Genomic DNA, 25,065 nt, shown 5'->3' with positions numbered 1-25,065 from the left:
CGCCGAGGTCCCGCCTTCGAGGACGAAAGCGATGAGCGGGCCGTCCGAACCTCCTTGCTTTATTTTGTAAACATACCTGTCTTAGTCTTTGTGTACAGTATTTGTGGCCGTCTGGCATATCCGCACCTTTGGTAGTCGTGGCACAAGAGCGGTGCCGCGGCATCGAGAGGCGTGAGAACGTGGCTGGGAGCGGCTTTTGCCGCGAAACCGGGGGCGGCGCCCGTTAGCGACGGAAGGAGTGGGAGATGGTGATGTCCAACATTCTCAGCAATTGGATTTATATGGGCAGCAACGCATACGACGCATACACGTTCGTGCCTTGGCTGAAAGCGAAGGCGCGCCCGAAGGCTTGCGCCGTCGCGTGCTGTTTGCCGAGCGCTACGTGCTGGTCGGCCGCGCGGGTCATCCGAAGCTGAAGCGCCGGCCCACCCTCGCGCAGTTCTGCAAGCTCGAACACGTGATCGTGTCGCCCGATGGCGGCGGCTTTTTCGGCGTCACCGACGAGACGCTCGCGAAGGTGGGTCTCGCGCGCAAGGTCGTGCTGTCGGTGGCGCACTTTCTGTTCATGCAGTCGGTGCTCGCGAGCACGGATCTCGTGGGGATGCTGCCCGCGCGTCTCGTGCGCGGCACGGACGCGCTGCGGACGGTCGAGCCGCCCGTCGAGGTGCCGGGCTACGAGATGGCGATGCTATGGCACGAGCGGGTGCATCGCGATCCCGCGCATCAATGGTTGCGGGAGTTCATCGCGGCATCGGTGTAATCAGCCCTTTTCAGCGCCGATCGCATTCAGTTGATCGAGCACCTCGTCGCTGAGCTTCAACTGCGCCGACTGCAGGTTTTCACGCAGATGAGTCACCGAAGACGTGCCCGGAATCAGCAGAATGTTAGGTGCCCGATGCAATAGCCAGGCAAGCGCGACCTGCATCGGCGTTGCCTCGAGCTTGCGCGCAAGCTCCGACAGCTCGGACGATTGAATCGGCGTGAAGCCGCCCAGCGGGAAAAACGGCACGTAGGCGATGCCCTGCTCCGCGAGCGCATCGATCAACGCATCGTCGTCGCGATGCACGAGGTTGTAGTGGTTCTGCACGCACACGACCTTCGTGATGCGCTGAGCCTCGGCAATCTGCGCGGCCGTCACGTTGCTCAGGCCGACATGACGCACGAGCCCGCGCTGCTGCAGCTCGGCAAGCGCCGTGACCTGCTTTTCGATCGAGCCCTCGCTCGGCTCGTGCACGTTGCCCATCACGCGCATGTTGACCACGTCGAGCGCGTCGAGCCCGAGGTTGCGCAGATTGTCATGCACCGCGCGCTCGAGGTCGGCGGGCTCATGCGCCGGCAGCCAGGCGCCGGCGCCGTCGCGCACCGCGCCCACCTTCGTCACGATCGTCAGATCGCGTGGATACGGGTGGAGCGCCTCGCGGATCAACTGATTGGTCACGTGCGGCCCGTAAAAATCGCTGGTATCGATGTGGTCGACGCCCGACGCGACCGCCTCACGCAGCACCGCGAGCGCCGCGTCGCGGTCTTTCGGCGGCCCGAACACGCCGGGGCCGGCCAGCTGCATCGCGCCATAGCCCATGCGCCGCACCGGGCGGCCGGCTAGTGCGAAAGTGTCGATGGAGCTGAAGTTCGGCATGACGATCTCCTTGTGAAGTGATGAGCGGCAGTATCGCCGGAATTGCGTTGTTGAATAAAGCGGTCTAACGTGTACGGGTTGTTCAAAATTCTGCACAATCAATCATCATGGAACTGAATGATCTGGCCGCCTTCGTTTCCGTCGCCCGCGCCCGCGGCTTTCGCGACGCGGCGCGCGTGAGCGGCGTGTCGGCGTCGAGTCTGAGCGTCGCGGTGCGGCGCCTCGAAACGAAACTCGGGCTGCGACTCCTGAACCGCACCACGCGCAGCGTCGCGCCGACCGAAGCCGGGCTGCGTCTGATCGAGAAGCTGACGCCGCTGTTCGGCGAAATGGAAGCGGCGCTCGACGTGCTGAACGGCTTTCGCGACAAACCGACCGGCACATTGAAGCTCAACGTGCCGTCGAGCGTCGCGCGCATCGTGCTGCCCGACGTGCTTGCGCGCTTTCTGAAGCAGTACCCGGATATTCGCGTCGAAGTGGTGGTCGAGGATGGCTTCGTCGACGTGCTATCGATCGGGTGCGATGCGGGCATTCGCTACGATGAACGCCTCGAGCAGGACATGATCGCGGTGCCGATCGGCGCGCGCGTGCAGCGCTTCGCGACCGCCGCGGCGCCCGCGTATCTCGACGCGCACGGCCGTCCGCACCATCCCGGCGAATTGCTCGCGCATGCCTGCCTGCGCGGGCAATTCGCCAGCGGCGCGATGCCGACCTGGTACTTCGAGCGCGACGGCGAGCTGCTGCAATTGAATCCGACAGGACCGCTGCTGGTGCGGCCCGGCGCCGCAATCGACCTCGCGGTCAGCGGCGCGGTCGCGGGCCTCGGCATCATTCACCTGTTCGAAGACATGCTGCGCCCGCATCTGGACAGCGGCGCGCTCGAAGCGATTCTCGAACCGTGGTGGCAGCGCTTTTCAGGGCCTTTTCTTTACTATCCGGGCCATCGTCATGTGCCCGCGCCGCTGCGCGCGTTCGTCGATTTCCTGAAGGCCGACTCAGCAAGTGTCCCAGACGATGACGTGGCACGGCGTTGATGTCATCACACGACGGTGAACGCGGCGACGCGTGCCATATCAGCATCGTGGCGCGCAGAGCTGCGCGATCGTGGTCAGAAAGAGATCCGCGCCGATCGGCTTCAGCAGACATGCGCTGCAGTAATGCGCATCGCTGTCCGAAGGCGGCACCGCGGTATGGACCAGAATCGGTACGTTGACGGATAACGGCATCGATTTCAAACGGCGGCATAACTCCGCGCCGTCCATGACCGGCATCATCCAGTCCGTAACAATCAGGTCGGGAACGTGAGCGACGACACAAGCGAGTGCTTCGGCGCCATTGCTCGCGCAACTCACCTCATACCCTTCGCTCTCCAGAATCAACCGCCATGCGGCTAGAATTTCCGGTTCGTCGTCGACCAGCAATATCGAATACATCATGTTTTGCGGACAAAATTTGCCTTCTCGTCTGATCAGAGTCCCGCAAGAGATGTTCCACGAACGGCAATTGCGCGGATAATGACGCGGGTTGCCGGCGCGCATCGGGTCGCCTGGCCGATCGGCAGCGAAACAGGTTTGCGGTGCCCGCGCAAATCTAGGCGTTCGAACCGTTCGCGCGTTGTATGTTGTAGAAACTCCATTCCGGTATCCATCATGACCGACAGACGCGTGAGCCCGCTGCGCAACTTCGCCAACTTCATCCGCGCGGAACGGGGCGGCCTGACGCGGCAATGGATGCATGCCGTCTCCGCCGACGCCGATCTCGTCGAAGCGGACAAGCTCACTTATCGGCAACTCGCCGACCATCTGCCGGATATTCTCGACGAGCTGTGCCGGGCGCTCGATGCAGAAGATCTCGAGCGCGTCGAAACGTCGATCGAACGCGACGCGAAGAAGCACGGCAAGGTCCGTTGGCAGCAGGGCTACCGGATCGAAGAGCTGGTGCGCGAACTGGACCTCTTTCAGCAGGTGCTCTTCGAAGCGCTCGAAGAGTTCGTCGAACGCGACCGGACTTGCACGCGCCGTCACGAGAGCCGCGCGCGCCGCCTGATCGCCGAAGCATTCAGCGTGGTCAGGTATGAGTCGATCAAGGAAGTGGTCGCCGAACGCGATCGCAAGATCGACGAATACACGGGACGGCTCGAACGCGCGAATCACGAATTGACGCTCGAGCAACGGCTGGTCGGCGATCTATATGCATCGCGGATGCAGATCACGCGCAGCGTCGTGCACGATCTGCGCAATTTCCTCAACGCGTTTTCGGTCGCGCTGCAACTGATCGAGCGAGCGCCGTCGAAAGCCGATGCCGCATTGACGCTCGCGAACCGTCAGGCTGCCGACATGAAGCAACTGGTCGACCAGATGGTCGAGTACTCGGTCGTGCTCGGAGACTCCGCGCCGCTCGTGCTCGAAGACGTCGATTTGCGCGAACTCTTCGACGAACTCGTCGCGTCGACGCGACCGTCGATCGAGGCGAAAGGGCTTGCGTTGCGCAGCGCGTTCGACGCGGCGCTGCCGGTCGTCACGTCGAATCGGCTGAAGCTCAAGCAGATCGCGGTCAATCTGTTGACCAACGCGATCAAGTACACGAAGTCGGGGCAAGTCGAAATCCGGTTCGCGATGCATGGCGCCGAACACTGGGCGATTCGCGTCTCCGACACCGGCGTCGGCATTGCGCCCGCCGACGCGGAGCGCGTATTCGATGAGTTCGAGCGCGCGGCCTGCGACGAGATTCCGGGCACGGGGCTCGGGCTCGCGATCGTCAGGGAGCTATGCCGCGTGCTCGATGGGCAGATCGAGTTTGCGTCGCGCGAGGGCGTGGGGACCACGTTCGAGATCCGGTTTCCGCTGCGTCGAACCTTGGCCGCAATGTGATGCGTGGACGAGCGCTTCAACCAAGGCCGAATGTTTTCCTCAAGCTTGAATCGACGGGACCAGCAGGCATAAAGCGGCGCAACTTGCTCAGCAACGACGCCTGTCCGGCAGGCGTGCGACGCATCCGCCAGGCGCCAAGCGCCGCTTCGACAATAGTGTTGGCCACGCCCTCGGGCTCGGGGGCACCTTTGACACTGTTCACGACTGCGCTCATTGCAAGGGCACGCTCGCGGTCATAGTCGGCGATTTTCGAACCCGCCTGGGGCGCATTGATGTCGAGATTGGTCCTGGTAAAAGTCGGTTCGACCAGCGTTGCGCGTATGCCGAACTGGCGCACCTCATGATCGAGGGTTTCGGTCAGCCCTTCCACAGCGTGCTTGGACGCCGAATAGAGTCCCATGTAGGGCGCCGGGAGAAACCCGAGCACCGAACTGACATTGACGATCCTTCCACCGCGTTGTGCCCGCATGTGGGGGAGTACAGCCTGTGTCGCGCGCAGAATGCTGAATACGTTGGTATCGAACAGAGACGAGGCCTCGGCAGTCGACGTTTCCTCGACCGCGCCAATCATGCTCGTTCCTGCATTGTTGACGAGCACGTCGATTCGCCTGGCGCGATCGATGACGGACTGGATTCCAGCCTGGACCGAAGCATCGTTGCGAACATCCATCTCGACAAGCTCGACTCCCGAGATAGGCGCGGCTTTTGCGATGCTGCGCACGGTGCCAAATACGCGGCACCCCCGCCTGGCAAACTTCTCGGCGGCGGCGCGTCCGATACCCGATGACACGCCGGTAACAACGACAACAGTGGAATTCGACATGAACAGCTCCCTTCAGGTGAATTGATGGTGTTTTTTTAACTGTCCGCGTCGAGCGCGTCCTGCAGCGTTTGCTCGGAAGGCTGCACCTGCTCATGCCGATCTTTGCGCAAGCCGGCGATACGCTCGGGTCGAATCCTGAACCAGATCGAATACATCGCCGGCAGGAAGACCAGGGTCAGAATCGTCCCGGCGAACGTGCCGCCGATCAGCGTGTACGCGAGGGTTCCCCAGAACACCGAATGGGTCAGCGGGATGAAAGCGAGGATCGCCGCCATGGCCGTCAGGATCACCGGTCTGGCACGCTGCACGGTAGCTTCGACGACCGCATGGAACGGATCCAGCCCCGTCTGCTCGTTCTGGTGAATCTGTCCGATCAGGATCAGCGTGTTGCGCATCAGGATGCCCGATAGCGCGATGAGACCGACCAGCGCATTGATGCCGAACGGCTGCCTGAACAGGATCAACGTCGGCACCACCCCGATCAAGCCCAGCGGGCTGGTCAGGAACACCATGACCATCGCGGAGATCGAGCGCACCTGGAAGATGATGATGATGAGCGTAACCGCCAGCATGATCGGGAAGAGCGGCAACATGGCTTTCGTCGCTTTAGCCGATTCCTCGATGGAGCCCGCCTCTTCGATACGGTAGCCGGTCGGAAGCCTGGCGATGATGGGTTGGAGCTGCCTGGTGATCGCCGTCGATACGTCCGGCGGCTGAAGGTTGTCGGCGATGTCGCCCCGTACCGTGATCGTCGGCACGCGGTCCCGCCAGCGCATGATTGGTTCCTCCATGCGCACGTCGACCTTGCCCACCTGCGACAGCGGAATGCGTTGCCCGTTCGCGCCAGCCAGCGTGAAGTCGCCGAGCCGGGCCGGATCGAGACGAACATCGCCGGCCGAACGCGCGATGACCTGCACGGTTCGAATATCCTCACGCACGGCGGTGACAGGCACACCGGTTAGCAGGAATTGCAGTTGTTGCGCCACGGCGCTGGATGTCAGCCCCACCGCCTGCAGACGGTCCTGCTGCAACGTGAAGTGCAGCGTGGGCGAGCGCGTACCCCAGTCAGCGTTGACCGTACGCATCATCGGACTGGAGTCCATCACCTGCTCAACTTCTCCCGCAATACCGCGCAGCTTGTCCGGGTCCGGACCAGAGATACGGTAGGCGACCGGGAACGGCGAATACGGACCGAACACGAGTTGCGTGACCCGCACGCGCGCCTCGGAGGCGAGACCGTTGGCGACTGCCTGACGCAGTCGCTGCTTCAATGCGTCGCGCTCATCTTGGCTGTCCGTGCGCACCACGATCTTGGCAAACGACGGATCGGGCAGTTCCGGCCCCATCGCCAGGTAAAAGCGTGGCGCGCCTTGCCCGATGTATGCGGTGACGATCCTGGCTTCCTTCTGCTTCGCGAGCCACGCTTCGACCTTCGTCGTCGCGGCGCTGGTTTGCGAGATCGACGTGCCATAGGGCATCTGCACCTCGACCAGCACTTCGGGACGGTCGGAGATCGGGAAAAACTGTTTTTTGACCACGCCCATGCCGAGGATGGCCAGCACGAAGAGGCCCACGACCGAACCGGCGACCAGCCATTTGCGCGCGATGACGCGCGTGAGCAACTGACGGAAGCGGTTGTAGCGCGGCGTGTCGTAGATCGCGTCGTGACCGCCTTCGACCTTTTTGAAGTCGGGCAGCATCTTCACACCCAGGTAGGGCGTGAAGACCACGGCGACGACCCACGATGCGATCAGTGCGATGCCAACGATCCAGAACATGTTGCTGGTGTATTCGCCGGCCGTGGAGCGCGCGAAACCATTGGGCATGAAGCCGACGGCGGTCACCAGCGTGCCCGCCAGCATCGGCGCGGCCGTATGACTCCACGCGTAGGCGGAGGCGGCGATGCGGCCGTAGCCTTCCTCCATCTTTACCACCATCATTTCGATCGCGATGATCGCGTCGTCCACGAGCAGGCCGAGCGCGAGGATCAGCGATCCGAGCGTGATGCGATCGAAGTTCTTGCCGGTTGCGGCCATCACCACGAACACGACCGCGAGTGTCAGCGGTACGGCCGCGGCAACGACGAGGCCCACCCGCCAGCCCATGCTGACGAAACTCACCAGCATGACCACCAGCAGCGCGACGAAAAACTTGAGCATGAACTCGTCGACCGCCGAATGAATGTTGACGGCCTGATCGGTGACTTTGGTGAGGCTCATGCCCAGCGGCAGCCCGGCGTTGATTGCGCCGACCTCGCTGTCCAGCGCCTTGCCGAGATCGAGCCCGTTCCAGCCGTCGCGCATGACGATGCCCAGCAGCAGTGCCGGTTCGCCGTTGTTGCGGATCATGAACGTCGCCGGATCTTCATAACCACGCGTAACGGTGGCAATGCCCGACAGCTTCAGCGTGCGGCCCTGCGCTACGACCGGCGTGTCGCGGATCTTCTGCAGGTTGTCGAAGGCACCGTCCAGGCGAATGAACACCTCCGGACCTTTGGTCTCCACGGAGCCGGCCGGCGTCAGGGCATTCTGACCGTTGAGCGCGGCGAACACGTCCTGGGGGCTCACGCCCAGCGTTGCCAGCCGGTCATGTGAGAGCTCGACATAGATCCGCTCCGCCTGCTCACCGATGATGTTGACCTTCTTCACGCCCGGCACGTGCAGCAGCCGTTGGCGCAGCGTCTCGGCATCGCGAACGAGCAGGCGCTGCGGTTCACCCTTCGCCTTCAACGCAAACAGCGCGAAGGTAACATCCGCGTATTCGTCGTTGACCATCGGTCCGATCACGCCGGATGGAAGATTGCCCGCCTCGTCGCTGATTTTTTTCCGGGCCTGGTAGAACTGCTCCTGCACTTCCGACGGCGGCGTGCTGTCGAGCAAGGTCAAGGTCGTGAAGGCCAGCCCAGGCCGTGTGTAGGTCTCGGTCCGGTCGTACCAGCGCAGCTCCTGCATGCGCTTTTCGATCTTCTCGGCGACCTGATCGTGCATTTCCTGCGCCGTGGCTCCCGGCCATGCGGTGATGATGGTCATCACCTTGACCGTGAACGCGGGGTCTTCCGCCCGGCCCAGCTTGAAGAACGAAACGAGCCCTGCCAGAGAAATCAGGCAGATCAGGAACAGGGTGATGGAGCGCTCGCGCACGGCGAGCGCCGACAGGTTGAAACGGCCTTCGCTCACGGACGGGCTCCCTCGGCCGTCATGGCGACGGCTTGACTTGTCACCCGGACCTGCTCGCCTTCGCGCAGCAGCTGCGCGCCGAGCGCGACGATCCGGTCGCCTTGCTTGATCTCACCGGCGACGCGAGCACTATCGTCGTCCAGATGTTCGACAGTAACCGGCCGCCAGGCAACCTTCGCCGGCTCGCCGTTGATGACCCACACCCCCGGTCCCTTGCCCGCGTCAAACAGCGCGCCGATCGGCACCTGCAAACCGCCTTGCACCGCGGAACGCGCGTCCGGAATCTGGACCGTGACGGTGGCGCCCAGTGGGGCGTCGGCCAGCTCTCCCTGCAGCACATACCGCGCTTCAAAGGTCCGGGTACGAGGATCCGCCGTATCCGAAAGCTGGCGCAGCGTCGCCGGCACGCTAACACCGCCGTTGCCGAACAGCGTGGCCTGGGCGACCGAACCGATTGCGGGGCGTAGGGTTTCGGGTAGCTGGATGACAGCCTCGCGGCGCCCGGCGTGCGCCAGGCGCACCACGGGCTGGCCGGCGCTGACGACCTGGCCCGGTTCGGCCAGCGTTTCCATCACGACGCCATCGCCGTCCGCCAGCAGTTCGGCATAGCCAGTCGCATTGCGCGCAACGTCGGCGTCAGCCACGGCCGCGCTGAGCTGCGCTTTGGCGGCATCGGCCGCCGCCTTGATCTGGTCGTAGGCCGATGCCGATATCGCGCCGGTGCCGCGCAGGTCGCGGTAGCGCTCTTCGTCCTGCGCGGTCTGCTGCGCCCGTGCTCGCGCGGCGGTGACCGCGTCCTGCCGGGCCTGCGCGGCAAGCCTCAGATCGATGGGGTCGAGGCGCATCAGCAGCTGGCCGCGTTTGACGGTTTGCCCGGCATCCACCAGCCGCTCGAGCACCTTGCCGGAGACGCGAAATCCCAGGTCGCTCTGCACGCGCGCGGCGACGGTTCCGGTAAACGAACGGGAGGCGGGGATCGCCGCCCGAGCGATGGCGGTACGCACCAGGGGCGCTTCGGTGCGCGGATCGGACGGTGCTTTTGCGCCGCAGGCGGCTAGCGCAAGTGCCAGTGCACAGACGACTGTAGAGGTAGCAAGGCGACGCCGGAGCATGAAAGACCCATTGACGGAGTGATCGGGGCTTTCATTATGGTTCTAGTGACCAAATTAGTCAATGGTCACAACCGAGATTTCCATCAAGGCGACAGACTGCGGAGCACGAGACCGGACAGTTGTGCAGGCGCGACCTTGGTGTAATCGAAGCTGTACTGCAGGAGCATTGGGTTGAGGTAGGGGCGCAACACCAGATAGATCGCCATCGCAGTCTCATCGAGGGGGGTTTTGCGCTCGAAGTCCCCGCTTTGCCGACCCTCCTGGAGGACGTCCCGAAGCAGCTTCTGGACGCGCTCTTCATACGCAAGCACCGCCTGCCAGTTCTCCGTGGCCGCCGATGCGGCAATCTCGTAGAGCTTGCGGTCCTGGAAAAACAGACGGAGGCTCGCTTCCGTGAAGACGTTGAACATCCGCCGCAGCTTCTCCGGTGGCAGATCGGTCTGTGCGACGGCCGACCTGACCTCGGTTTCGATCTCGTGCAGGCAGTTCGCGCAAATCATCTCGCCAATGGCCTGCTTGGACTCGAAGAACTTGTAGATGTAGGCCTTGGAAAACCCGATCGCCTTGGCGAGGTCTGAGACCGTCGTTTTCTCGTAGCCATACCGGCTGAAGTGCTCGGTGGCGGCGACAACGATCTGATCCCGTACCTCGTGGTCAGCGGGGCCGCGCGCCGGGATGGGGGAACTGGTGGCTTTTTTCATGGGTATAGCATACAGGAATGGACAACCAGTGACTATTTGGTATTATAGTCACCACCGGAATCTTGCGAAGACGCTCATGCTACCCAAACCCATCCTTGCCGCGGTTATTGCCGCCAGTCTCTCGGCTGGCTGCGCTGTAGGCCCCGATTATGTCCGGCCCAATGTAGCCATGCCCGAGCAGTTCCAGGGCCAGGCCGCGGTGGATCACCGGCACGCGGCGGCCAGTGCCGACCTTGTCACGTGGTGGACGGGTTTCGATGATCCGCAACTGACACGATTCGTCACGCTCGCACTGGATCAGAACCTGGACCTCGCGCAGGCCGCCGCTCGCGTCTCGCAGGCGCGCGCGGGACTTGGCGCGGCGAATGCCGCGCTGCTGCCGTCCGGCACTGTCAGCGGGCAGGCGGCGCGAGTCTACCAGTCGGTCGAAACCCCCTTGGGGCGAGTCCTGAATTCGACGCCCGGTTTCGATCGCTACGGCAATGATTACGAGGCTAATTTCAACGCGAGCTGGGAACTGGATGTGTTTGGTGGCCTGCGTCGCGGGCGGGAAGCGGCACTTGCCGAATACCAGGCTTCGGAAGCCGGTGCGGTGGCCACGCGCCTGGCAGTGGCGGCGCAGACTGGCGATATTTACATCACGATTCGTGGATTGCAGGCCCGTCTGAAGGTTGCCCGACGGCAGGTGCAGACGCAGCAGGATCTGCTTTCGACCATCAACCTCCTGTATAGCAAAGGATTGGCGGCCGACCTTCAGGTGAGCCAGGCCGAAGGTGCGCTGTCCCAGGTTCAGGCATCCGTCCCGGTCCTCGAGGCGGGTCTGGATGCAGCGATGAACGCGCTGGATGTAATGCTGGGTTCACAGCCCGGCACGCATCGAGCCGAACTGGTCGAAGCTGGTGACATCCCGGTCGCCCCGCGGATCGCGGACACAGGATCGCCGGGAGAGTTGCTCAGGCGCCGGCCCGACCTGATCGTGGCCGAGCGTCACCTCGCCGCATCGAACGCGCGCATCGGCGTGGCCATCGCCGAGTATTACCCCAAGGTGTCGCTCAGTGGACTGCTCGGCAGCGCCACCTCGGTGGCCAGCGGCAACCTGTTCAGTACCGGCGCCAATCAGGCCGCCGGCGTGCTGGGGCTGCGCTGGCGTCTGTTCGATTTCGGCCGCATCAATGCGCAGATCGAGCAGGCCAAGGGGCAGCAGGCGGAAATGCTGGCCGCGTATCGGCTCGCCGCGCTTCATGCAACCGAAGACGTCGAGAACTCATTCTCGGCACTCGTGAAGCGCGAGCAAGAGGCCGCGGTGCTCGCCCAGGGAGTGAACTCGCTCGGCCGGGCGCGAGCTGCCTCGTTCGCAGCCTATCAAAAAGGCGTCGTCAGCCTGATCGAAGTCTTGCAGGCCGACGACAACCTGCTACGCGCCTCGGACGAGCGGGTGCAGGCGCAAACGGAATCCGCACGCGCAGCCGTTGCTGCCTTCAAGGCGCTCGGTGGCGGATGGCAACCTCGCGAATCCGAAGCGGTCGCCATCAAATAGCAACCCTACGCACCCAACGATTTGCCAGGAGCGTGGATTTTGGCCATCGTTCTTTGCCATATGAGCGCTTTGCCGCATGCCACACAAACGAATGACGCGAGCAGAAAGTCGAGAGCGAACCCGGCGGCGCTTGCTCGACGCAGCAGCGTCGAGCATCGCCGAAAAAGGGTTTGCTGCGACTAGCGTGGAGGATATCGCAGCCCAGGCCGGCTATACCCGCGGCGCGTTTTACTCGAACTTCAGCAGCAAGAGCGATCTATTCGTCGAACTGCTCCGTCTCGATCACCAGAACATGCAAGAAAACTTGCAGAAGCTGCGAGACGCCGCACCGTCCAGCGAAAACCTGCACGTGCAGCTCACCTTGTTGTACGCGCAGTGCTATCGCGACGACAACAACTACATCATCTGGGCTGAGGCACGTTTGCATGCCATGCGTGACGCGAAATTCCGACAACATGTGAATGCCTTATGCCTGCAAAAGCGCGACATGATCGCGTACTTCGTTGAGCAGCTATGCAAGCGCCTCAACATACAGTTGCCGGGCCCTTTCGCCGACCACGCGCTCGCCGTTATCGCATTGATCGACGGCATCCTCTACTTCAACATGACGATGCCCAATGATCTGTCGAACGCTTCGGCCGAAGCGATTTTGAGCAACGTTGTGACAAAGATGTTCTGCAATGCACCCGTCCTGACTGAAACATAGTTTGATCTTGCGCCTCCTCCGCAAATACCCGGTCAAGCGATTCAATCCATTAGTTGGTATCAGCCACACACCAGTCAATCAGCGAGGTCGTCGATGAACTGGACCTTGCGTTACCTGTCGCCGATGGGTCGTTTGTGAGTAAGAAGAGTGCCATCACCCAGGCGCGGCAGCGTCGGCGTGGCGCCACTGGCGGTGGCTGTTTCACGAATCAGCCAGAAACTGGGTTGCGCAGGATCAGGCCGATACCTCTTCAAGGGATTCTCGCTGTTCGCGATGGGGCTATCGCCGCATGCGTCTCGACACGCTGCCGACGATGCAAGCGGCGCTCGGCCTCTACGCATCGCTGGGATTCGAGCCCATCGACGCCTACGTGTTCAATCCGATCCCCGGCGCGATTTTTCTGGAACGCGATCTGACGCGGCCGCGTTCAATGTAATGTCGGTGCAGGCCTGAACCGGCCTGCAGGTATGCACTCGCTCATTGCCCCGTTCTGCTGGCTCAAGCCACGCACGACCACCTCGGACGATTTGCCGTCACGCCGCGCGAGTTCGGCCAGATCGAGCAACGCGGCGTAGCGCGCGGAACAGTCGCTCGCCGCGCCGGCGGCGGGGTTCGCGCGAAGGTCGTCGTTGGCGTCGCCGGCGTCGATGACTGCGTTGACCGCCAGCAACGTCGCCACGACGATCGTCGCGAGCGCGACCGTTTTGCGGAGCGCGCCCCGCGCAGCCCTTTGCGCTCGCGAGTGACGCTCCGCCTCAGCAGATGGTGGACACGAGCCCGCCATTTCGCACATCGCGTCGCACCGCGCGGCGCGACGTGAGCGCCACGATTCTACGCAGGTTCTGATTCTCATCGCCGCGCTCATCGTCAGGCCCAATGCGCCGGCACCCACACGCGCCCGACCCAATGGCCCGGCACCCAGACCACAGCCCGCGGCGCGACATACACGGGACGCGGCGCGACGTAGACGGCCGGCGGCGGGGGCGGCGCCACGACCACCATCGGCGGCGGAACATAGGCCGGCGGAGGCGTCACCACGACGGTCTTCGGCGGCACGTACACGACCGGCGGCGGGACGACGACCGGCGGAGGCGGCGCCACGACCACCACCGGCTTCGGCGCAACGACCACGGTCGTACCGGTCGCCGTCGTGGTCCCGCCCGCGACCACCACGCCGCCTGTTACCACCGTACCGCTCGAGGTCACCGTGTGGCCTTGCGTGCCGGTCACGCTCGTCGAAGTCGTCACGACGCCGGGCGCGACCCGCGTCGCGGTGCCTGAGTGATAGACGTTGTTGTTGTCCGGACCCGTCACCGTGCCCGAGCGCGCGCAGGTCGACCCCGCGCAATTCGTCGACGCAGAATGATTGACCGTATTGCCGTTCGACCCGCTGATCGAGCCCGACGACGAATACTGGCCCGGCGCGGTGCGCGTCACGTCGCCGGACGTCGTCGCCGTTTTGCCGTCGGGACCGGTCAGCGTGCCGCTATGCGAGCAGGAGCCGCCCGCGCAACTGGTGTCGCCCGAGTGCTGCACCGAGTTGCCGTAGCGGCCCGTCGCGGTACCCGAGTTCGAGAACTGGCCGGGCGCCGTGCGCGTGACCGTGCCAGTGTTGCTTGCGACGCCGCCATAGGGGCCGGCCACGCTGCCCGCATGCGAGCAGCTACCGCCGCCGCACGAGCCGTAGTGCGCGCCGTTATAGACGCCGCGCGACGTGTACGCGGTGCCGTGACCCGACCACGCGAACGCCGATGCGCTGCCGAGCGCGAGCACGGCGGCGGCCGCGCCGAGCACCACCTTGCGCAGCGCGCCTCGCGCCATGCTGGCGCAGACCCTCTCGGAACCTGCGAATGAACGATTTTTCACGGTATGTCCTTGCTGGATTCGGGCCACTTGCGTCACTGCCGCGTGGCGACGAACGGACTATAGAAGGACACTCCGCGGAAATCATCACGGAACATATGTCGCGCTGTTTCACCGCGACGCGGGCCCGCCAGGCAAGGTTTTGCGGGCATTCGGCGGGAGCCGTGACATATTTCGACATAGTTTGCGAAACAGATGCGGCCGCCGGAATCGACTGCGGCCCCGCCGCTCACTGCCCGACCGGCGTCACCTGCACCGCGGCGGCCGACACGAACGCCGCATGCACGGTGTCGCCGACCTTCACGTCGCTCAAATCGACGTCGGGCGCGGCTTCGAAGGTCTGGGTCTGATACGCGCCGCGCAGCGTCACGAGGCGCTGCTTGCGATCGATCTTCAGCACGGTCGCGAGCACCTCGGTCTGCCGCGCCGACTCGTACCCGCCCGACGCCGGCGCATAGCTCCGCCGGTCGACCCGCTCGCGAATCCCCTTGCCCGCGCTGCTTGCCTTCTCGACCTTGGTGAGCAACGCATTCTTGTACAGCACGTCGACGCGATCGCCGATCTTCAGCTGATCGAAACCGGCAACCTGCTGGCTGACGAGCACGATCGCGACGTCGCCATGCGGACCCTTCAATGTCAGCGAACGGTTGCCCGCATCGATGGCGACGATCTCCGCCGTCATATGCACCGGCTGCGCCGCGCTGAGCATCGCTTGCGCGGTGCTCGCCATGTCGCCCTGCGCTCGCGCCGGCGGGGCCGCGGCCACCACCGCGATGACCAATGCTGCAGCTATCGTCGCTATTTTCATCCGCGTTCTCCTCCTGCAAGGTATCGATACGGCTTGACGGTCGGTCATGCGCGTCGAGCGCAATCGCTTCGTGCTACGCAGCATTCGTGCCCGGCGTCATGAACTCTGCGCCTACAGGACAACCACGGCCAACAGTATGACGCGAACGATTTGCCGACGTATGCATCGGCATGGCCGCCGAGCCATCAGAAACGCCATCTCGGCACCGTGCTATCCTATATACCCATAGGGGGTATATGTATGGCACATCTGAGCACACACAAAGACGGCTTATTGAAGCGCGTTCGTCGCATCGCGGGCCAGGTTCAGGCTATCGAGCGTTCACTGGAGTCGGACGCCGATTGCGAAAAAGTCCTGCACCTGGTGGCCGCGACCCGCGGCGCAATGAACGGCCTGCTCGACGAGATCGTCGAGGCGCACGCGCGCGAACATGTCGCGCATCCGGACCTGACGGCCAGCCAGCGCAAGAAGGGAGTTGATGCATTGATCGGCGCAATCCGCCGCTATTCGAAGTAAGTTTGTATGACTGACCAACTGATCCGCAAACACGAGCACTCGTTTCTCGGCAGCTCGCACGACGACAACGCGCGCCGGACCCACTTCGTCGTCGCGCTCACCGTTGTCATGATGATCGGCGAAATCGCGGCCGGTTACGTGACCGGCTCGATGGCGCTGCTCGCCGATGGCTTCCACATGGCGACGCATGCCGGCGCGCTCGGCATTGCCGCGCTCGCGTATGCGTTCGCGAGACGCAACTCGGCAAACCGCGCGTTCAGTTTCGGAACGGGAAAAGTGGGCGAGCTTGCCGGCTTCGCTTCGGCGCTGATTCTCGCGCTGGTGTCGCTTGGCATCGGCATCGAATCGGCGATCCGCCTCGTTCATCCCACCGGTGTCGCGTTCGGGCAGGCCGCGGTGATTGCGGCGATCGGGCTGGTCGTGAACATCGTCAGCGCGCTGCTGTTGTCGGGCGGCCATGCGCACCATGGGCATCACGATCATCACCATCATCACGACCATGCGCATGGGTCCGACAACAATCTGCGCTCGGCCTATGTGCACGTGCTCGCCGATGCGCTGACCTCGGTGCTGGCGATCGTGGCCATGCTGGCCGGCCGCTATCTCGGGTGGGTCTGGACGGACCCGCTGATGGGCATCGTCGGATCGATCGTCATCGCGCGCTGGGCATGGACGCTGATGCACGACACGGCCGGCGTGCTGCTCGACAGAACCGACGAGCACGTGGCCGGCGAAATCCGCGAAATCCTGGATTCGCACGGCGATGCCGAGATCGCCGACCTGCACGTCTGGCAGATCGGCCCGGAGGCGCGAGCGGCGATCGTCAGCGTGCGCACGCATGGCGGCGTTACGGCCGAGACGATTCGCGCGCGGCTCGCGCCGGTGCATGAGGTCATGCATCTGACCGTCGAAGCGGCGTCATAGCGCCTGCGCCCGGCGCAACAAGGCGCGATCAAAACAAAGGGCCGGCGTGTCTCGACGCCGGCCCTTCCGCTTTTTACTATTCAGCTTGCGCGGAGACCCGCCTAGCGCGGGGACCGAAGCTGGCGCTAAACCAGCTCACGCATCACACGCGCTCGATCGCGATCGCGATGCCTTGGCCGACGCCGATACACATCGTGCACAGCGCGAAGCGGCCCTGGGTGCGTTGCAGCTGATACGTCGCGGTCGTCACCAGACGCGCGCCGCTCATGCCGAGCGGGTGGCCGAGCGCAATCGCGCCGCCGTTCGGGTTCACGCGGGGATCGTCGTCGGCGACGCCGAGGGCGCGCAGCACCGCGATACCTTGCGAGGCGAACGCTTCGTTCAGTTCGATCACGTCGAACTGGTCGATCTTCATGCCCAGACGCGCGAGCAGCTTCTGCGTGGCGGGTGCCGGGCCGATGCCCATCACGCGCGGCTCGACGCCGGCGGTGGCCACACCGAGCACGCGGGCGCGCGGCGTGAGGCCGAAGCGCTTCGCGGTCTCTTCATTGGCAAGCAGCAACGCCGCCGCGCCGTCGTTCACGCCCGATGCATTACCGGCCGTAACCGTGCCGTCCGGACGCACGACGCCCTTCAGCTTCGCGAGCGTTTCGAGGCTCGTTTCGCGCGGATGCTCGTCCTGCATGACCGTGATCGGATCGCCCTTCTTCTGCGCGATCGTCACGCCGACGATCTCCTGCGCGAGCGTGCCGTCGCGTTGCGCGCGCGCCGCCTTCTGCTGGCTGCGCAGCGCGAATGCGTCCTGGTCGGCGCGGCTGATGTTGTAGTCGGTCGCGACGTTTTCGCCGGTTTCCGGCATCGAGTCGACGCCGTACAGCTTCTTCATCAGCGGATTCACGAAACGCCAGCCGATCGTCGTGTCGTAGACCTCGTTCTGACGCGAGAACGCGCTGGTCGCCTTGGGCATCACGAACGGCGCGCGGCTCATGCTTTCGACGCCACCGGCAATCATCAGCGCGGCCTCGCCCGACTTGATCGCGCGCGCGGCGATGCCGACCGCATCCATGCCCGAGCCGCACAGACGGTTGACCGTCGAGCCCGGCACGTCCTTCGGCAGACCCGCGAGCAGCAGCGACATGCGCGCGACGTTGCGGTTGTCGTCACCGGCCTGGTTGGCGCAGCCGTAGATGAGGTCGTCGATCGCGGTCCAGTCGACGTTCTTGTTGCGCTCCATCAGCGCCTTGAGCGGCACCGCGCCCAGGTCGTCGGCGCGCACCGACGACAGCGAACCCGCATAGCGGCCAATGGGGGTGCGAATCGCGTCGCACAGGAATGCTTCGGTCATGGGATGTCTCCAGTTGAGATGCTGCGTGCGCTGCGCCTCGGCCGGCTTCGCACCGATGAGGCCGGTTCGATGCGCCGAGGCATCGGCCCTGGGCGCCAACGGCCGCGGACGGCCAGCTGCAAAATGGCGGCGGCGTAGCGCGCCGACACGTCGAAGCAGCTTAGCGCAGGATCGTGAACGATGGGCTTGGGATTGACGACCGATACGGCTGCCGCCCCTTCTTCACCCTACCTCATGTTCTATATACGAACACAAGGTCATATATCGAACAAAACAGCCTCGATAATAGGCGGGGGCGCGAAAGCATGTCAAGCACGGCCGCAGCCGTGCCAAGCGACACCAGGGAATACGCGGAGAGGGCGATCTTCAGCGAACTTCGATTCCTTCATCGGCGATGTAGCCGCGAATCACGTCCGCGAAACTGCGCTCGGTCGCGAGCCCGAGCCGTTCGGCGCGCGACGTATCCCACGCGCCGGGCCAGCTCCCGACGATCTTCTCGATGCGCTCGTCGGGCTGCCGCACAATGCGGTTCGCGACCGCCTCGCCTGCGACCTCGCGCAGTGCCGCGATCATCTCGTCGACGCTGACCGACAAGCCAGGCAGGTTCAGCACGCGTTGCTTGCCAAGCGCGGCGCCATCGAGTTCGAGGCCGGCGATAAGACCCTCGATCGCCTTGCGCGGCGACAGCAACCACAGCCGCGTCGAACCGGCGACCGGACACACGGCCTCCTCGCCATTGAGCGGCTCGCGGACGATGCCGCTCGCGAACGACGACGCCGCCGCATTCGGCCGCCCCGGCCGCACGCTGATGGTCGGCAGCCGCAGCACGCGGCCGTCGACAAAACCGCGCCGCGAATAATCGTTGAGCAGCAGCTCCGCGATCGCCTTCTGCGCGCCGTACGACGACTGCGGATTGAGCGCGGTGTCGTCCTGCACGACCGCAGGCAGATCGCCACCGTAGACCGCGACCGAACTGGTGAACACGACGCGCGGTTGGTGCCCGCGCTGCCGGCAGATTTCGAGCAGCAGCCGCGACGCATCGAGATTGATGCGCATGCCGAGATCGAAGTCCGCCTCGGCCTGGCCGCTGACGATCGCAGCGAGGTGAAAGATCGCCGAGGTTCGATCGTCGATCACGCGTTCGAGTACGCTGCGCTCCGCGATATCGCCGACTTCGGTGCGCACGCGCGCATCGCCGAAATCGTGTGCGCGCACGACGTCGAGCAACACGAGCCCGGTAATCGCTTGCGATGCGCCGTGCGCATCTTTCAGCGCGCCGCGCGCGAGCAGCTCGCGCGCGAGACGCTGGCCGAGAAAACCGGCACCGCCGGTGATCAGTACTTTCATGGTTACGTGTGCGTCAGTGGTTGTCGGAAAGAGTCAACGCCCCGCATCGAGATAAGGCTTCAGCCAGCCAAGCCCCGCCGAGGTCCCCGCGCGCGGCCGGTATTCGCAGCCGATGTAGCCGTCGTAGCCGAGCGCATCGATCAGATCGAACAGGTACGGGTAGTTCAGCTCACCGATGTCGGGCTCGTGCCGCTCGGGCACACCCGCAACCTGGATGTGACCGATGCCGGCCATATCGCGTTTGAGCTTCATCGCGAGATCGCCCTCGACGATCTGGCAGTGATAGCAATCGAACTGCACCTTCAGGTTCGGCGCGCCGACTTCGGCGCAGATCGCTTGCGCGTCGTCCTGTCGATTGAGGAAATAGCCGGGCATGTCGCGCGTATTGATCGGCTCGATGACGACCGTGATCTGTTCGGCTTGCGCGGTCCGGGCGGCATAGGCGAGGTTGTTCAGGTACACGTCGCGTTGTGTTTTGCGCTGCGTTTCGCCCGCTTGATCGCCGGCGATCAACCCCGCCATCACATGCAGCTTGCGATTGCCGAGCACGCGCGCGTACTCGAGTGCCGTGTCGATGCTGCGGCGGAACTCGTCCTCACGGCCCGGCAACGACGCAAGGCCGCGCTCGCCGCCGCTCCAGTCGCCGGGTGGCGCATTGAACAGCGCCTGCGTGAGGCCATGCGCGTCGAGCCGCGCCTTCAGCTCGCCCGGGCGGAACTCGTAGGGAAACAGGAATTCGACCGCGTTGAAGCCGTCGCGCGCGGCGGCGGCGAAGCGATCGAGAAACGCGTGCTCGTTGTACATCATCGACAGATTGGCGGCGAAGCGAGGCATGGCGGCAGCTCCTTCAAGACAGTGCGATACGGTGCGCGGCGTTCATCGGCAATGCGCGCTGCTACCAGCGCGCGCCGAACGCGGCACGGAGTTCTTCGATCGCGGCGGCGTCGAGCGGCGCGGGCCGCGGATTCGTCATCAGCCACAGGCGCGCGGTCTCCTCGAGTTCTTCGAGCGCATACGACGCGTGCGCGACCGAGCGCTCCCACACTACCGGCCCCAGACGTTCGAGCAACACCGCGCGCACTCGATCGGCCAGCGCGGCGATCTGCGCGGCCACTCGGGGATCACCCGGGCGTTCGTAGCGAATCAGCGGTACGTGGCCCACTTTCATCACGTAGTACGGTGTGATCGGCGGCAGCACGTCCGCTTCGCTCCATACGCCCGCGAGCGTCAACGCGACCAGATGCGTCGAATGGGTATGGACGATGCCGCGCGCCTCGCCGTTGCGCGCATAGATACCGCGATGCAGCGCCAGCGTTTTCGACGGCTTGCCGCCCGACACCGCGTGGCCGTTTGCATCGACCTTCGCGATGTCGGCGGGATCGAGGCGGCCGAGGCACGCGTCGGTCGGGGTGATCAGCCAGCCGTCGTCGAGCCGCGCGCTGATGTTGCCGGCGCTGCCGACCGTATAGCCGCGCTGATACAGGCTCGCGCCGACCGCGCAGATTTCCTCGCGAACGCGCGCTTCGGCGCAGGTGTGAAGTGCCGGTGCGTCGCTCATTGCGCGGCTCCGTCGAGATGGCGCAGGGCCTTGTCGAAGAAGTCGGTGGTGCCGAAATTGCCGGATTTCAGCGCGAGTGCGAGCGGCTCGGCGCCGGTCGTCGCCGTGGCCGGCACGCCCGGATCGATCTGTGCGCCGATGCGCAGCATGCGCACGTCGAGCGCCTGCACGACGGCGCCCGAAGTCTCGCCGCCCGCGACGACGAACTTGCGCACTCCCCGTTCGCGCAGACCGCGCGCAATCGCCGCCAACGTCTTCTCGACCAGATGCCCGGCCTCGTTGACGCCGAGTTCGCGCTGCACGGCCTGCACTTCGTCGGGCGATGCGGTCGCATAGACCAGCACCGGTTCCGCGTGCACGAAGCGCTGTTGTGCGAACGCTAGCGCCTCGCCGACGACGTCCTCGCCGCGCGCCGCCGCGAGCGGATCGATGCGGAACGCGGGCCGTGTCGCGCACCAGGCGGCGACCTGCGCGTTGGTCGCCGTCGACGCACTGCCCGCGAGCACCGCCGACAAACCTTCTATACGCGGCAATTGCGCGGCATGGGTTTGCTCGCCGAGCAGACCCGCGCGCCGGAAGTTGGCGGGCAAACCAAGCGCGACGCCGGAGCCGCCGGTGATCAGCGCGAGATCCGCGCAGGCCGCGCCGAGCGTGTGCAGATCGGCGTCGGACACCGCATCGGCAATCGCGATGCGCACGCCGTCGGCGCGCAACGCGGCGAATGCGGCACGCACGGCCGCATCGCCTTGCGCGAGCTGGTCGTAACGCACGAGCCCGACCTTCGATTGCGTTTGCCGCCGCAGCACGCGCACGAGGTTCGCGTCGCGCATGGGCGTCAGCGGATGGTTTTCCATGCCCGACTCGTTGAGCAGCGCATCGCCGACGAACAGATGACCGCGAAAAATCGTGCGGCCGTTCTCGGGAAACGCGGGACACGCGATCGTGAACGACGCGCGCTCAGCGAACTCGGTGGACAGCGCATTCAGCAACGCATCGGTCACCGGGCCGATGTTGCCCGCATCGGTCGAATCGAAGGTCGAGCAGTACTTGAAGAAGAATTGCCGGCACCCTTGCGCGCGCAGCCAGGCGAGCGCGGCCAGCGATTGCGCGACCGCGTCGGCGGCCGGGATCGTGCGCGACTTCAGCGCGACGACGAGCGCGTCGGCGCCAAGCGCTGCGTTGGAGGTGGGCACGCCGATCGTCTGCACCGTGCGCATGCCCCCGCGCACGAGCATGTTGGCGAGATCGGTGGCGCCGGTGAAGTCGTCGGCGATGCAGCCGAGCAGCGCGGGTTTCGTTTGAGCCGTCATGACCTCTCCCTCGCCTATTGCTTCGTCGGCAATTCGATGCCTGGGAAAATCTTCACGACCGCCGAGTCGTCTTCGCCACCGTGGCCCGCCGTCGACGCCATCATGAACATCTGATGCGCTGCCGCCGACAGCGGCAGCGGAAACTTCGTGCGACGCGCGGTATCGAGCACGAGGCCGAGGTCCTTGACGAAAATATCGACCGCCGACAGCGGCGTGTAGTCGCCCGCGAGAATATGCGGCACGCGGTTCTCGAACATCCACGAATTGCCCGCGCTATGCGTGATCACGTCGTACAGCGCGTCCGGGTCGACACCTTCGCGCAGGCCGAGCGCCATTGCCTCGGCGGCCACCGCGATATGCACGCCGGCCAGCAGTTGGTTGATGATCTTCACTTTCGAGCCTGCGCCATGCGTGGCGCCAAGCCGATACACGTTGCCGGCGATCGCGGCGAGCACGTCTTCGCACGCGGCATAAGCGGCCGCGGGACCGGACGTCATCATCGTCATCTCGCCCGACGCCGCGCGCGCCGCGCCGCCCGACACCGGCGCATCGAGCATCTGCAGACCGGCCGCCTCGACGCGCTGGCCGAGATCGCTCGCGAACTCCGGCGCGACCGTGGCACTCGCGATCACGACGCCGCCCGGCTTCATGGCCGCGAGCGCGCCGTGCTCACCGAACAGCACGGCCTCGGTTTGCGCCGCATTCACGACCAGCGTGATCACGACCTCGCACTGCGCGCCGAGCTCCGCGGGCGTCGCACAGCCGATGCCCCCTTCATCGACGAACGCCTGCAGCGCGTCGCGCCGCAAATCGCACGCGTGGACCCTGAAGCCCGCGCGCAACAGCGAGCGCGCGACGCCGAGCCCCATGGCCCCCAAGCCAATGACACCGACATTTCTCGACATGCATGACCTCTATGGATGGATGCCGCATTCGTGGGTTCGCGCGCGTCGGAATCACCGCGCGCCTTCAGCGCGTCAGACGATGCCCGCCTCGGCAAGCCGCCGCGCCGCGTTGTACAGATGCGTCTGCGCGGCGTTGCGCGCCGCCATCGGATCGCCGGCGCGAATCGCCGCGGCGATCGCCGCGTGCTCCTCGCGCACCTGCCGCGAGAAGTCCTCGCGCAGCGCCTCGTTGCGGCGCGTGACGAGCGTGCCCGCTTCGAGGTACTGATTGAGGAACGTCAACGTCTTCAGGAAATACGGATTGCCCGTAGCCGCCGCGATCGCGCGATGAAACGCGACGTCTTCGGCGACGCCGTCTTCGCCATTGCCGACCGCGCGCTCGATGCGCGCGAGCGCGGCGTCGATCGCGGCCATCTCGGCATCGCTGCGGCGCATCGCGGCTTCCGACGCGACCTCCGCCTCGATCGCGCGACGCAGCGCGAGGATCTGCACGACCGAGCCCGGCTCCACGGCTTGCGCGTAGTCGATTCGCAGCGGGCGGATCGCGCCGTGCCCGGCGACGAACACGCCACTGCCCTGGCGCGGCTCGACCACCCCCTCGTTCTTCAGCCGCGACAGCGCCTCGCGAATCACCGTGCGGCTTACGCCGAACTGTTGCGCGAGCACGGCTTCGGTCGGCAGCCTGGCGCCGCGCGCAAAGGTGCCCTTGTCGATCTGCTTCAGCAGTTGCTGCGCGACGGTGTCGCTCAAAGCGCGCGCGGGAATCTTGTCGAACATGGCGGATCGGTTGGACCGGGTGTCTCGAACTAGTCAGGTTATCGGGTCATCATACAAATTTGGAGTGGGGAATCGCATCCACGCAAACCCTGGGGTTTTTGCACGAATCGGCGTTATTTGGCGAAATAGAAGGCTTAAGCTATCGTCTCGCCTTTGCGCCGCAACGCAAAACGCGTCGCTGTATCGAAACGAACGCGCGTCGCGCGTCCTTCGCGCGCACTCTTCCGAACCCACGATCAAGGTCCATGAGCAAAGCCCTGCCGCCGTCTTCCGTCGCGCCCGCCAACGCCGAACCGGCCCCGGAGAAACCGGGCGACTCGTACGTGCAGTCGTTCGCGCGCGGCCTCGCGGTCATCCGCGCGTTCGACGCGACGCGGCCTGAACAGACGCTCACCGACGTCGCCGCGGCGACTGGCCTCACGCGCGCCGGCGCGCGCCGGATCCTGCTGACGCTGCAAACACTCGGCTATGTGGAAGCCGAGGGACGCCTGTTTCGTCTGACGCCGAAGATTCTCGACCTCGGCTTCGCGTATCTGACCTCGATGCCGTTCTGGAATCTCGCCGAACCGGTGATGGAAAGCCTGTCGGCGCAGGTGCACGAAAGCTGCTCCGCGGCCGTGCTCGATCGCACCGAGATCGTCTACGTGCTGCGCGTGCCGACTCACAAGATCATGACGATCAACCTGTCGATCGGCAGCCGCCTGCCCGCGTACTGCACGTCAATGGGCCGCGTGCTGCTTGCCTCGCTCGACGACGAGACGCTCGACGCGACGCTGAACTCGACGCCGCTCTACGCGCACACGCCGCGCACCGTCACCGACAAGCAAGAGTTGAAGAAGCTGATCGAGCAGGTGCGTCGCCAGGGGTGGGCGATCGTCGATCAGGAGCTCGAAGGCGGCTTGATTTCGCTGTCCGCGCCGATTCGCAATCGCCAGGGCCGCGTGATCGCCGCGATGAACATCAGCGGCAACGCACAGCGCAATTCGGCCAAACAGATGGTGAAGGCGTTCCTGGAACCGCTGCAGCGAGCCGCGCAGACAGTCTCGGAGATGGTCGCGCGGCGCGGCTAATGAACGCTTCGTGGCTCTGGCCGCGCGGTGATGAGCAGCCGGGCGCGCACGCCTCGTGCGCGCCGCGTCGTTTGCATCAAG

General features: G+C 64.8%; 24 protein-coding genes and 1 pseudogene. 9 read left to right on the top strand and 16 right to left on the bottom strand.

What is annotated here, in order from left to right:
• Window positions 1–331 precede the first annotated feature (331 nt).
• Window positions 332–760 (top strand): annotated as a pseudogene (locus HDG34_RS13450) (LysR substrate-binding domain-containing protein); the annotation flags it as partial.
• On the opposite strand, the gene HDG34_RS13445 reads toward HDG34_RS13450, so the two are convergent.
• Entirely contained in the window at window positions 761–1,636 is an 876-nt protein-coding gene (locus HDG34_RS13445; protein ID WP_184060694.1) for an aldo/keto reductase family oxidoreductase, read from the bottom strand.
• A gap of 107 nt (window positions 1,637–1,743) precedes the next feature.
• Here HDG34_RS13445 and HDG34_RS13440 point away from each other — a divergent pair, with 107 nt between their 5' ends.
• Entirely contained in the window at window positions 1,744–2,670 is a 927-nt protein-coding gene (locus tag HDG34_RS13440; protein WP_184060691.1) for a LysR family transcriptional regulator, read from the top strand.
• A gap of 39 nt (window positions 2,671–2,709) precedes the next feature.
• Here HDG34_RS13440 and HDG34_RS13435 read toward each other — a convergent pair whose 3' ends face one another.
• Window positions 2,710–3,174: a PleD family two-component system response regulator gene (locus HDG34_RS13435; RefSeq protein WP_260321153.1), complete on the bottom strand. Its 465-nt coding sequence runs from the start codon at window positions 3,172–3,174 to the stop codon at window positions 2,710–2,712.
• A 111-nt stretch (window positions 3,175–3,285) separates the two neighbouring features.
• Here HDG34_RS13435 and HDG34_RS13430 point away from each other — a divergent pair, with 111 nt between their 5' ends.
• On the top strand, window positions 3,286–4,506 hold the full coding sequence (locus HDG34_RS13430; protein WP_184060689.1) for a sensor histidine kinase: 1,221 nt from the start codon (window positions 3,286–3,288) through the stop codon (window positions 4,504–4,506).
• Between the two features lie 16 nt (window positions 4,507–4,522).
• Here the strand turns inward: HDG34_RS13430 and HDG34_RS13425 are convergent, their stop codons facing one another.
• From HDG34_RS13425 to HDG34_RS13410, 4 genes are all read right to left on the bottom strand, one after another.
• Entirely contained in the window at window positions 4,523–5,329 is an 807-nt protein-coding gene (locus HDG34_RS13425) for an oxidoreductase (RefSeq protein ID WP_184060687.1), read from the bottom strand.
• 35 nt (window positions 5,330–5,364) lie between these two features.
• The gene (locus tag HDG34_RS13420; protein ID WP_184060685.1) at window positions 5,365–8,505 is read right to left on the bottom strand and encodes an efflux RND transporter permease subunit; all 3,141 of its coding nucleotides are present in this window, start codon (window positions 8,503–8,505) and stop codon (window positions 5,365–5,367) included.
• Entirely contained in the window at window positions 8,502–9,617 is a 1,116-nt protein-coding gene (locus tag HDG34_RS13415) for an efflux RND transporter periplasmic adaptor subunit (protein ID WP_184060683.1), read from the bottom strand. The genes HDG34_RS13420 and HDG34_RS13415 overlap by 4 nt, the downstream gene beginning before the upstream one ends.
• Window positions 9,618–9,700: 83 nt before the next feature.
• The gene (locus HDG34_RS13410; RefSeq protein WP_184039356.1) at window positions 9,701–10,318 is read right to left on the bottom strand and encodes a TetR/AcrR family transcriptional regulator; all 618 of its coding nucleotides are present in this window, start codon (window positions 10,316–10,318) and stop codon (window positions 9,701–9,703) included.
• 76 nt (window positions 10,319–10,394) lie between these two features.
• Here HDG34_RS13410 and HDG34_RS13405 point away from each other — a divergent pair, with 76 nt between their 5' ends.
• The 3 genes from HDG34_RS13405 to HDG34_RS13395 all read left to right on the top strand — a co-directional run bounded on the left by HDG34_RS13405 (window position 10,395) and on the right by HDG34_RS13395 (window position 12,997).
• Window positions 10,395–11,855 carry an efflux transporter outer membrane subunit gene (locus HDG34_RS13405; RefSeq protein WP_184060681.1) on the top strand — a complete coding sequence of 487 codons (1,461 nt, stop codon included), beginning with the start codon at window positions 10,395–10,397 and terminating at the stop codon, window positions 11,853–11,855.
• A gap of 130 nt (window positions 11,856–11,985) precedes the next feature.
• A complete protein-coding gene (locus tag HDG34_RS13400; RefSeq protein WP_260321152.1) occupies window positions 11,986–12,561 on the top strand; it encodes a TetR/AcrR family transcriptional regulator in 576 nt (191 codons plus the stop codon).
• 289 nt (window positions 12,562–12,850) lie between these two features.
• Window positions 12,851–12,997, top strand: a complete 147-nt coding sequence (locus HDG34_RS13395; protein WP_184060679.1) for a hypothetical protein — start codon at window positions 12,851–12,853, stop codon at window positions 12,995–12,997.
• On the opposite strand, the gene HDG34_RS13390 is transcribed toward HDG34_RS13395, so the two are convergent.
• The 3 genes from HDG34_RS13390 to HDG34_RS13380 all read right to left on the bottom strand — a co-directional run bounded on the left by HDG34_RS13390 (window position 12,989) and on the right by HDG34_RS13380 (window position 15,232).
• Window positions 12,989–13,240, bottom strand: coding sequence for a hypothetical protein (locus HDG34_RS13390; RefSeq protein ID WP_260321151.1), 252 nt, complete (start codon window positions 13,238–13,240; stop codon window positions 12,989–12,991). The two genes, HDG34_RS13395 and HDG34_RS13390, sit on opposite strands and share 9 nt — an antisense overlap.
• A gap of 188 nt (window positions 13,241–13,428) precedes the next feature.
• Entirely contained in the window at window positions 13,429–14,382 is a 954-nt protein-coding gene (locus tag HDG34_RS13385; RefSeq protein WP_184060786.1) for a hypothetical protein, read from the bottom strand.
• A gap of 271 nt (window positions 14,383–14,653) precedes the next feature.
• The gene (locus HDG34_RS13380; protein ID WP_184060677.1) at window positions 14,654–15,232 is read right to left on the bottom strand and encodes a hypothetical protein; all 579 of its coding nucleotides are present in this window, start codon (window positions 15,230–15,232) and stop codon (window positions 14,654–14,656) included.
• Window positions 15,233–15,472: 240 nt separating this feature from the next.
• Here HDG34_RS13380 and HDG34_RS13375 point away from each other — a divergent pair, with 240 nt between their 5' ends.
• Together HDG34_RS13375 and dmeF are read left to right on the top strand one after the other, a co-directional pair.
• Window positions 15,473–15,748 carry a metal/formaldehyde-sensitive transcriptional repressor gene (locus tag HDG34_RS13375; protein WP_026226594.1) on the top strand — a complete coding sequence of 92 codons (276 nt, stop codon included), beginning with the start codon at window positions 15,473–15,475 and terminating at the stop codon, window positions 15,746–15,748.
• Between the two features lie 6 nt (window positions 15,749–15,754).
• A complete protein-coding gene (gene dmeF, locus HDG34_RS13370) occupies window positions 15,755–16,672 on the top strand; it encodes a CDF family Co(II)/Ni(II) efflux transporter DmeF (RefSeq protein WP_184060675.1) in 918 nt (305 codons plus the stop codon).
• 142 nt (window positions 16,673–16,814) lie between these two features.
• On the opposite strand, the gene pcaF is transcribed toward dmeF, so the two are convergent.
• The 7 genes from pcaF to HDG34_RS13335 all read right to left on the bottom strand — a co-directional run bounded on the left by pcaF (window position 16,815) and on the right by HDG34_RS13335 (window position 23,914).
• Entirely contained in the window at window positions 16,815–18,017 is a 1,203-nt protein-coding gene (pcaF, locus tag HDG34_RS13365) for a 3-oxoadipyl-CoA thiolase (protein ID WP_184060673.1), read from the bottom strand.
• A gap of 366 nt (window positions 18,018–18,383) precedes the next feature.
• Window positions 18,384–19,364 carry a D-erythronate dehydrogenase gene (gene denD, locus HDG34_RS13360; protein ID WP_184060671.1) on the bottom strand — a complete coding sequence of 327 codons (981 nt, stop codon included), beginning with the start codon at window positions 19,362–19,364 and terminating at the stop codon, window positions 18,384–18,386.
• Between the two features lie 33 nt (window positions 19,365–19,397).
• The gene (gene otnI / locus HDG34_RS13355) at window positions 19,398–20,198 is read right to left on the bottom strand and encodes a 2-oxo-tetronate isomerase (protein ID WP_184060669.1); all 801 of its coding nucleotides are present in this window, start codon (window positions 20,196–20,198) and stop codon (window positions 19,398–19,400) included.
• A gap of 61 nt (window positions 20,199–20,259) precedes the next feature.
• Window positions 20,260–20,922: an aldolase gene (locus HDG34_RS13350; RefSeq protein WP_184060667.1), complete on the bottom strand. Its 663-nt coding sequence runs from the start codon at window positions 20,920–20,922 to the stop codon at window positions 20,260–20,262.
• Window positions 20,919–22,232: a 3-oxo-tetronate kinase gene (otnK, locus tag HDG34_RS13345; protein ID WP_184060666.1), complete on the bottom strand. Its 1,314-nt coding sequence runs from the start codon at window positions 22,230–22,232 to the stop codon at window positions 20,919–20,921. The genes HDG34_RS13350 and otnK overlap by 4 nt, the downstream gene beginning before the upstream one ends.
• 14 nt (window positions 22,233–22,246) lie before the next feature.
• Entirely contained in the window at window positions 22,247–23,137 is an 891-nt protein-coding gene (gene ltnD, locus HDG34_RS13340; protein ID WP_184060664.1) for an L-threonate dehydrogenase, read from the bottom strand.
• A gap of 72 nt (window positions 23,138–23,209) precedes the next feature.
• The gene (locus HDG34_RS13335; protein WP_184060662.1) at window positions 23,210–23,914 is read right to left on the bottom strand and encodes a FadR/GntR family transcriptional regulator; all 705 of its coding nucleotides are present in this window, start codon (window positions 23,912–23,914) and stop codon (window positions 23,210–23,212) included.
• A 245-nt stretch (window positions 23,915–24,159) separates the two neighbouring features.
• Between HDG34_RS13335 and HDG34_RS13330 the strand changes: the two genes are divergently transcribed.
• A complete protein-coding gene (locus HDG34_RS13330; RefSeq protein ID WP_018424811.1) occupies window positions 24,160–24,984 on the top strand; it encodes an IclR family transcriptional regulator in 825 nt (274 codons plus the stop codon).
• Window positions 24,985–25,065 lie beyond the last annotated feature (81 nt).

This window comes from Paraburkholderia sp. HC6.4b, assembly GCF_014200875.1.
GTDB classification, from domain to species: Bacteria; Pseudomonadota; Gammaproteobacteria; order Burkholderiales; family Burkholderiaceae; genus Paraburkholderia; species Paraburkholderia tuberum.
The sequence above is the reverse complement of the archived record's forward strand: the minus strand, read 5'-3'. Positions and strand labels throughout refer to the sequence as shown.

Coding starts and splice junctions, on each gene's coding strand:
- HDG34_RS13445 (WP_184060694.1), bottom strand. CDS start 1,636: ATGCCGAACTTCAGCTCCATCGACACTTTCGCACTAGCCGGCCGCCCG.
- denD (WP_184060671.1), bottom strand. CDS start 19,364: ATGAAAGTACTGATCACCGGCGGTGCCGGTTTTCTCGGCCAGCGTCTC.
- pcaF (WP_184060673.1), bottom strand. CDS start 18,017: ATGACCGAAGCATTCCTGTGCGACGCGATTCGCACCCCCATTGGCCGC.
- HDG34_RS13380 (WP_184060677.1), bottom strand. CDS start 15,232: ATGAAAATAGCGACGATAGCTGCAGCATTGGTCATCGCGGTGGTGGCC.
- HDG34_RS13415 (WP_184060683.1), bottom strand. CDS start 9,617: ATGCTCCGGCGTCGCCTTGCTACCTCTACAGTCGTCTGTGCACTGGCA.
- HDG34_RS13350 (WP_184060667.1), bottom strand. CDS start 20,922: ATGAGCGACGCACCGGCACTTCACACCTGCGCCGAAGCGCGCGTTCGC.
- HDG34_RS13330 (WP_018424811.1), top strand. CDS start 24,160: ATGAGCAAAGCCCTGCCGCCGTCTTCCGTCGCGCCCGCCAACGCCGAA.
- HDG34_RS13335 (WP_184060662.1), bottom strand. CDS start 23,914: ATGTTCGACAAGATTCCCGCGCGCGCTTTGAGCGACACCGTCGCGCAG.
- HDG34_RS13375 (WP_026226594.1), top strand. CDS start 15,473: ATGGCACATCTGAGCACACACAAAGACGGCTTATTGAAGCGCGTTCGT.
- HDG34_RS13425 (WP_184060687.1), bottom strand. CDS start 5,329: ATGTCGAATTCCACTGTTGTCGTTGTTACCGGCGTGTCATCGGGTATC.
- HDG34_RS13410 (WP_184039356.1), bottom strand. CDS start 10,318: ATGAAAAAAGCCACCAGTTCCCCCATCCCGGCGCGCGGCCCCGCTGAC.
- HDG34_RS13435 (WP_260321153.1), bottom strand. CDS start 3,174: ATGCGCGCCGGCAACCCGCGTCATTATCCGCGCAATTGCCGTTCGTGG.
- ltnD (WP_184060664.1), bottom strand. CDS start 23,137: ATGTCGAGAAATGTCGGTGTCATTGGCTTGGGGGCCATGGGGCTCGGC.
- otnK (WP_184060666.1), bottom strand. CDS start 22,232: ATGACGGCTCAAACGAAACCCGCGCTGCTCGGCTGCATCGCCGACGAC.
- dmeF (WP_184060675.1), top strand. CDS start 15,755: ATGACTGACCAACTGATCCGCAAACACGAGCACTCGTTTCTCGGCAGC.
- HDG34_RS13385 (WP_184060786.1), bottom strand. CDS start 14,382: ATGGCGCGAGGCGCGCTGCGCAAGGTGGTGCTCGGCGCGGCCGCCGCC.
- otnI (WP_184060669.1), bottom strand. CDS start 20,198: ATGCCTCGCTTCGCCGCCAATCTGTCGATGATGTACAACGAGCACGCG.
- HDG34_RS13395 (WP_184060679.1), top strand. CDS start 12,851: ATGCGTCTCGACACGCTGCCGACGATGCAAGCGGCGCTCGGCCTCTAC.
- HDG34_RS13440 (WP_184060691.1), top strand. CDS start 1,744: ATGGAACTGAATGATCTGGCCGCCTTCGTTTCCGTCGCCCGCGCCCGC.
- HDG34_RS13430 (WP_184060689.1), top strand. CDS start 3,286: ATGACCGACAGACGCGTGAGCCCGCTGCGCAACTTCGCCAACTTCATC.
- HDG34_RS13405 (WP_184060681.1), top strand. CDS start 10,395: ATGCTACCCAAACCCATCCTTGCCGCGGTTATTGCCGCCAGTCTCTCG.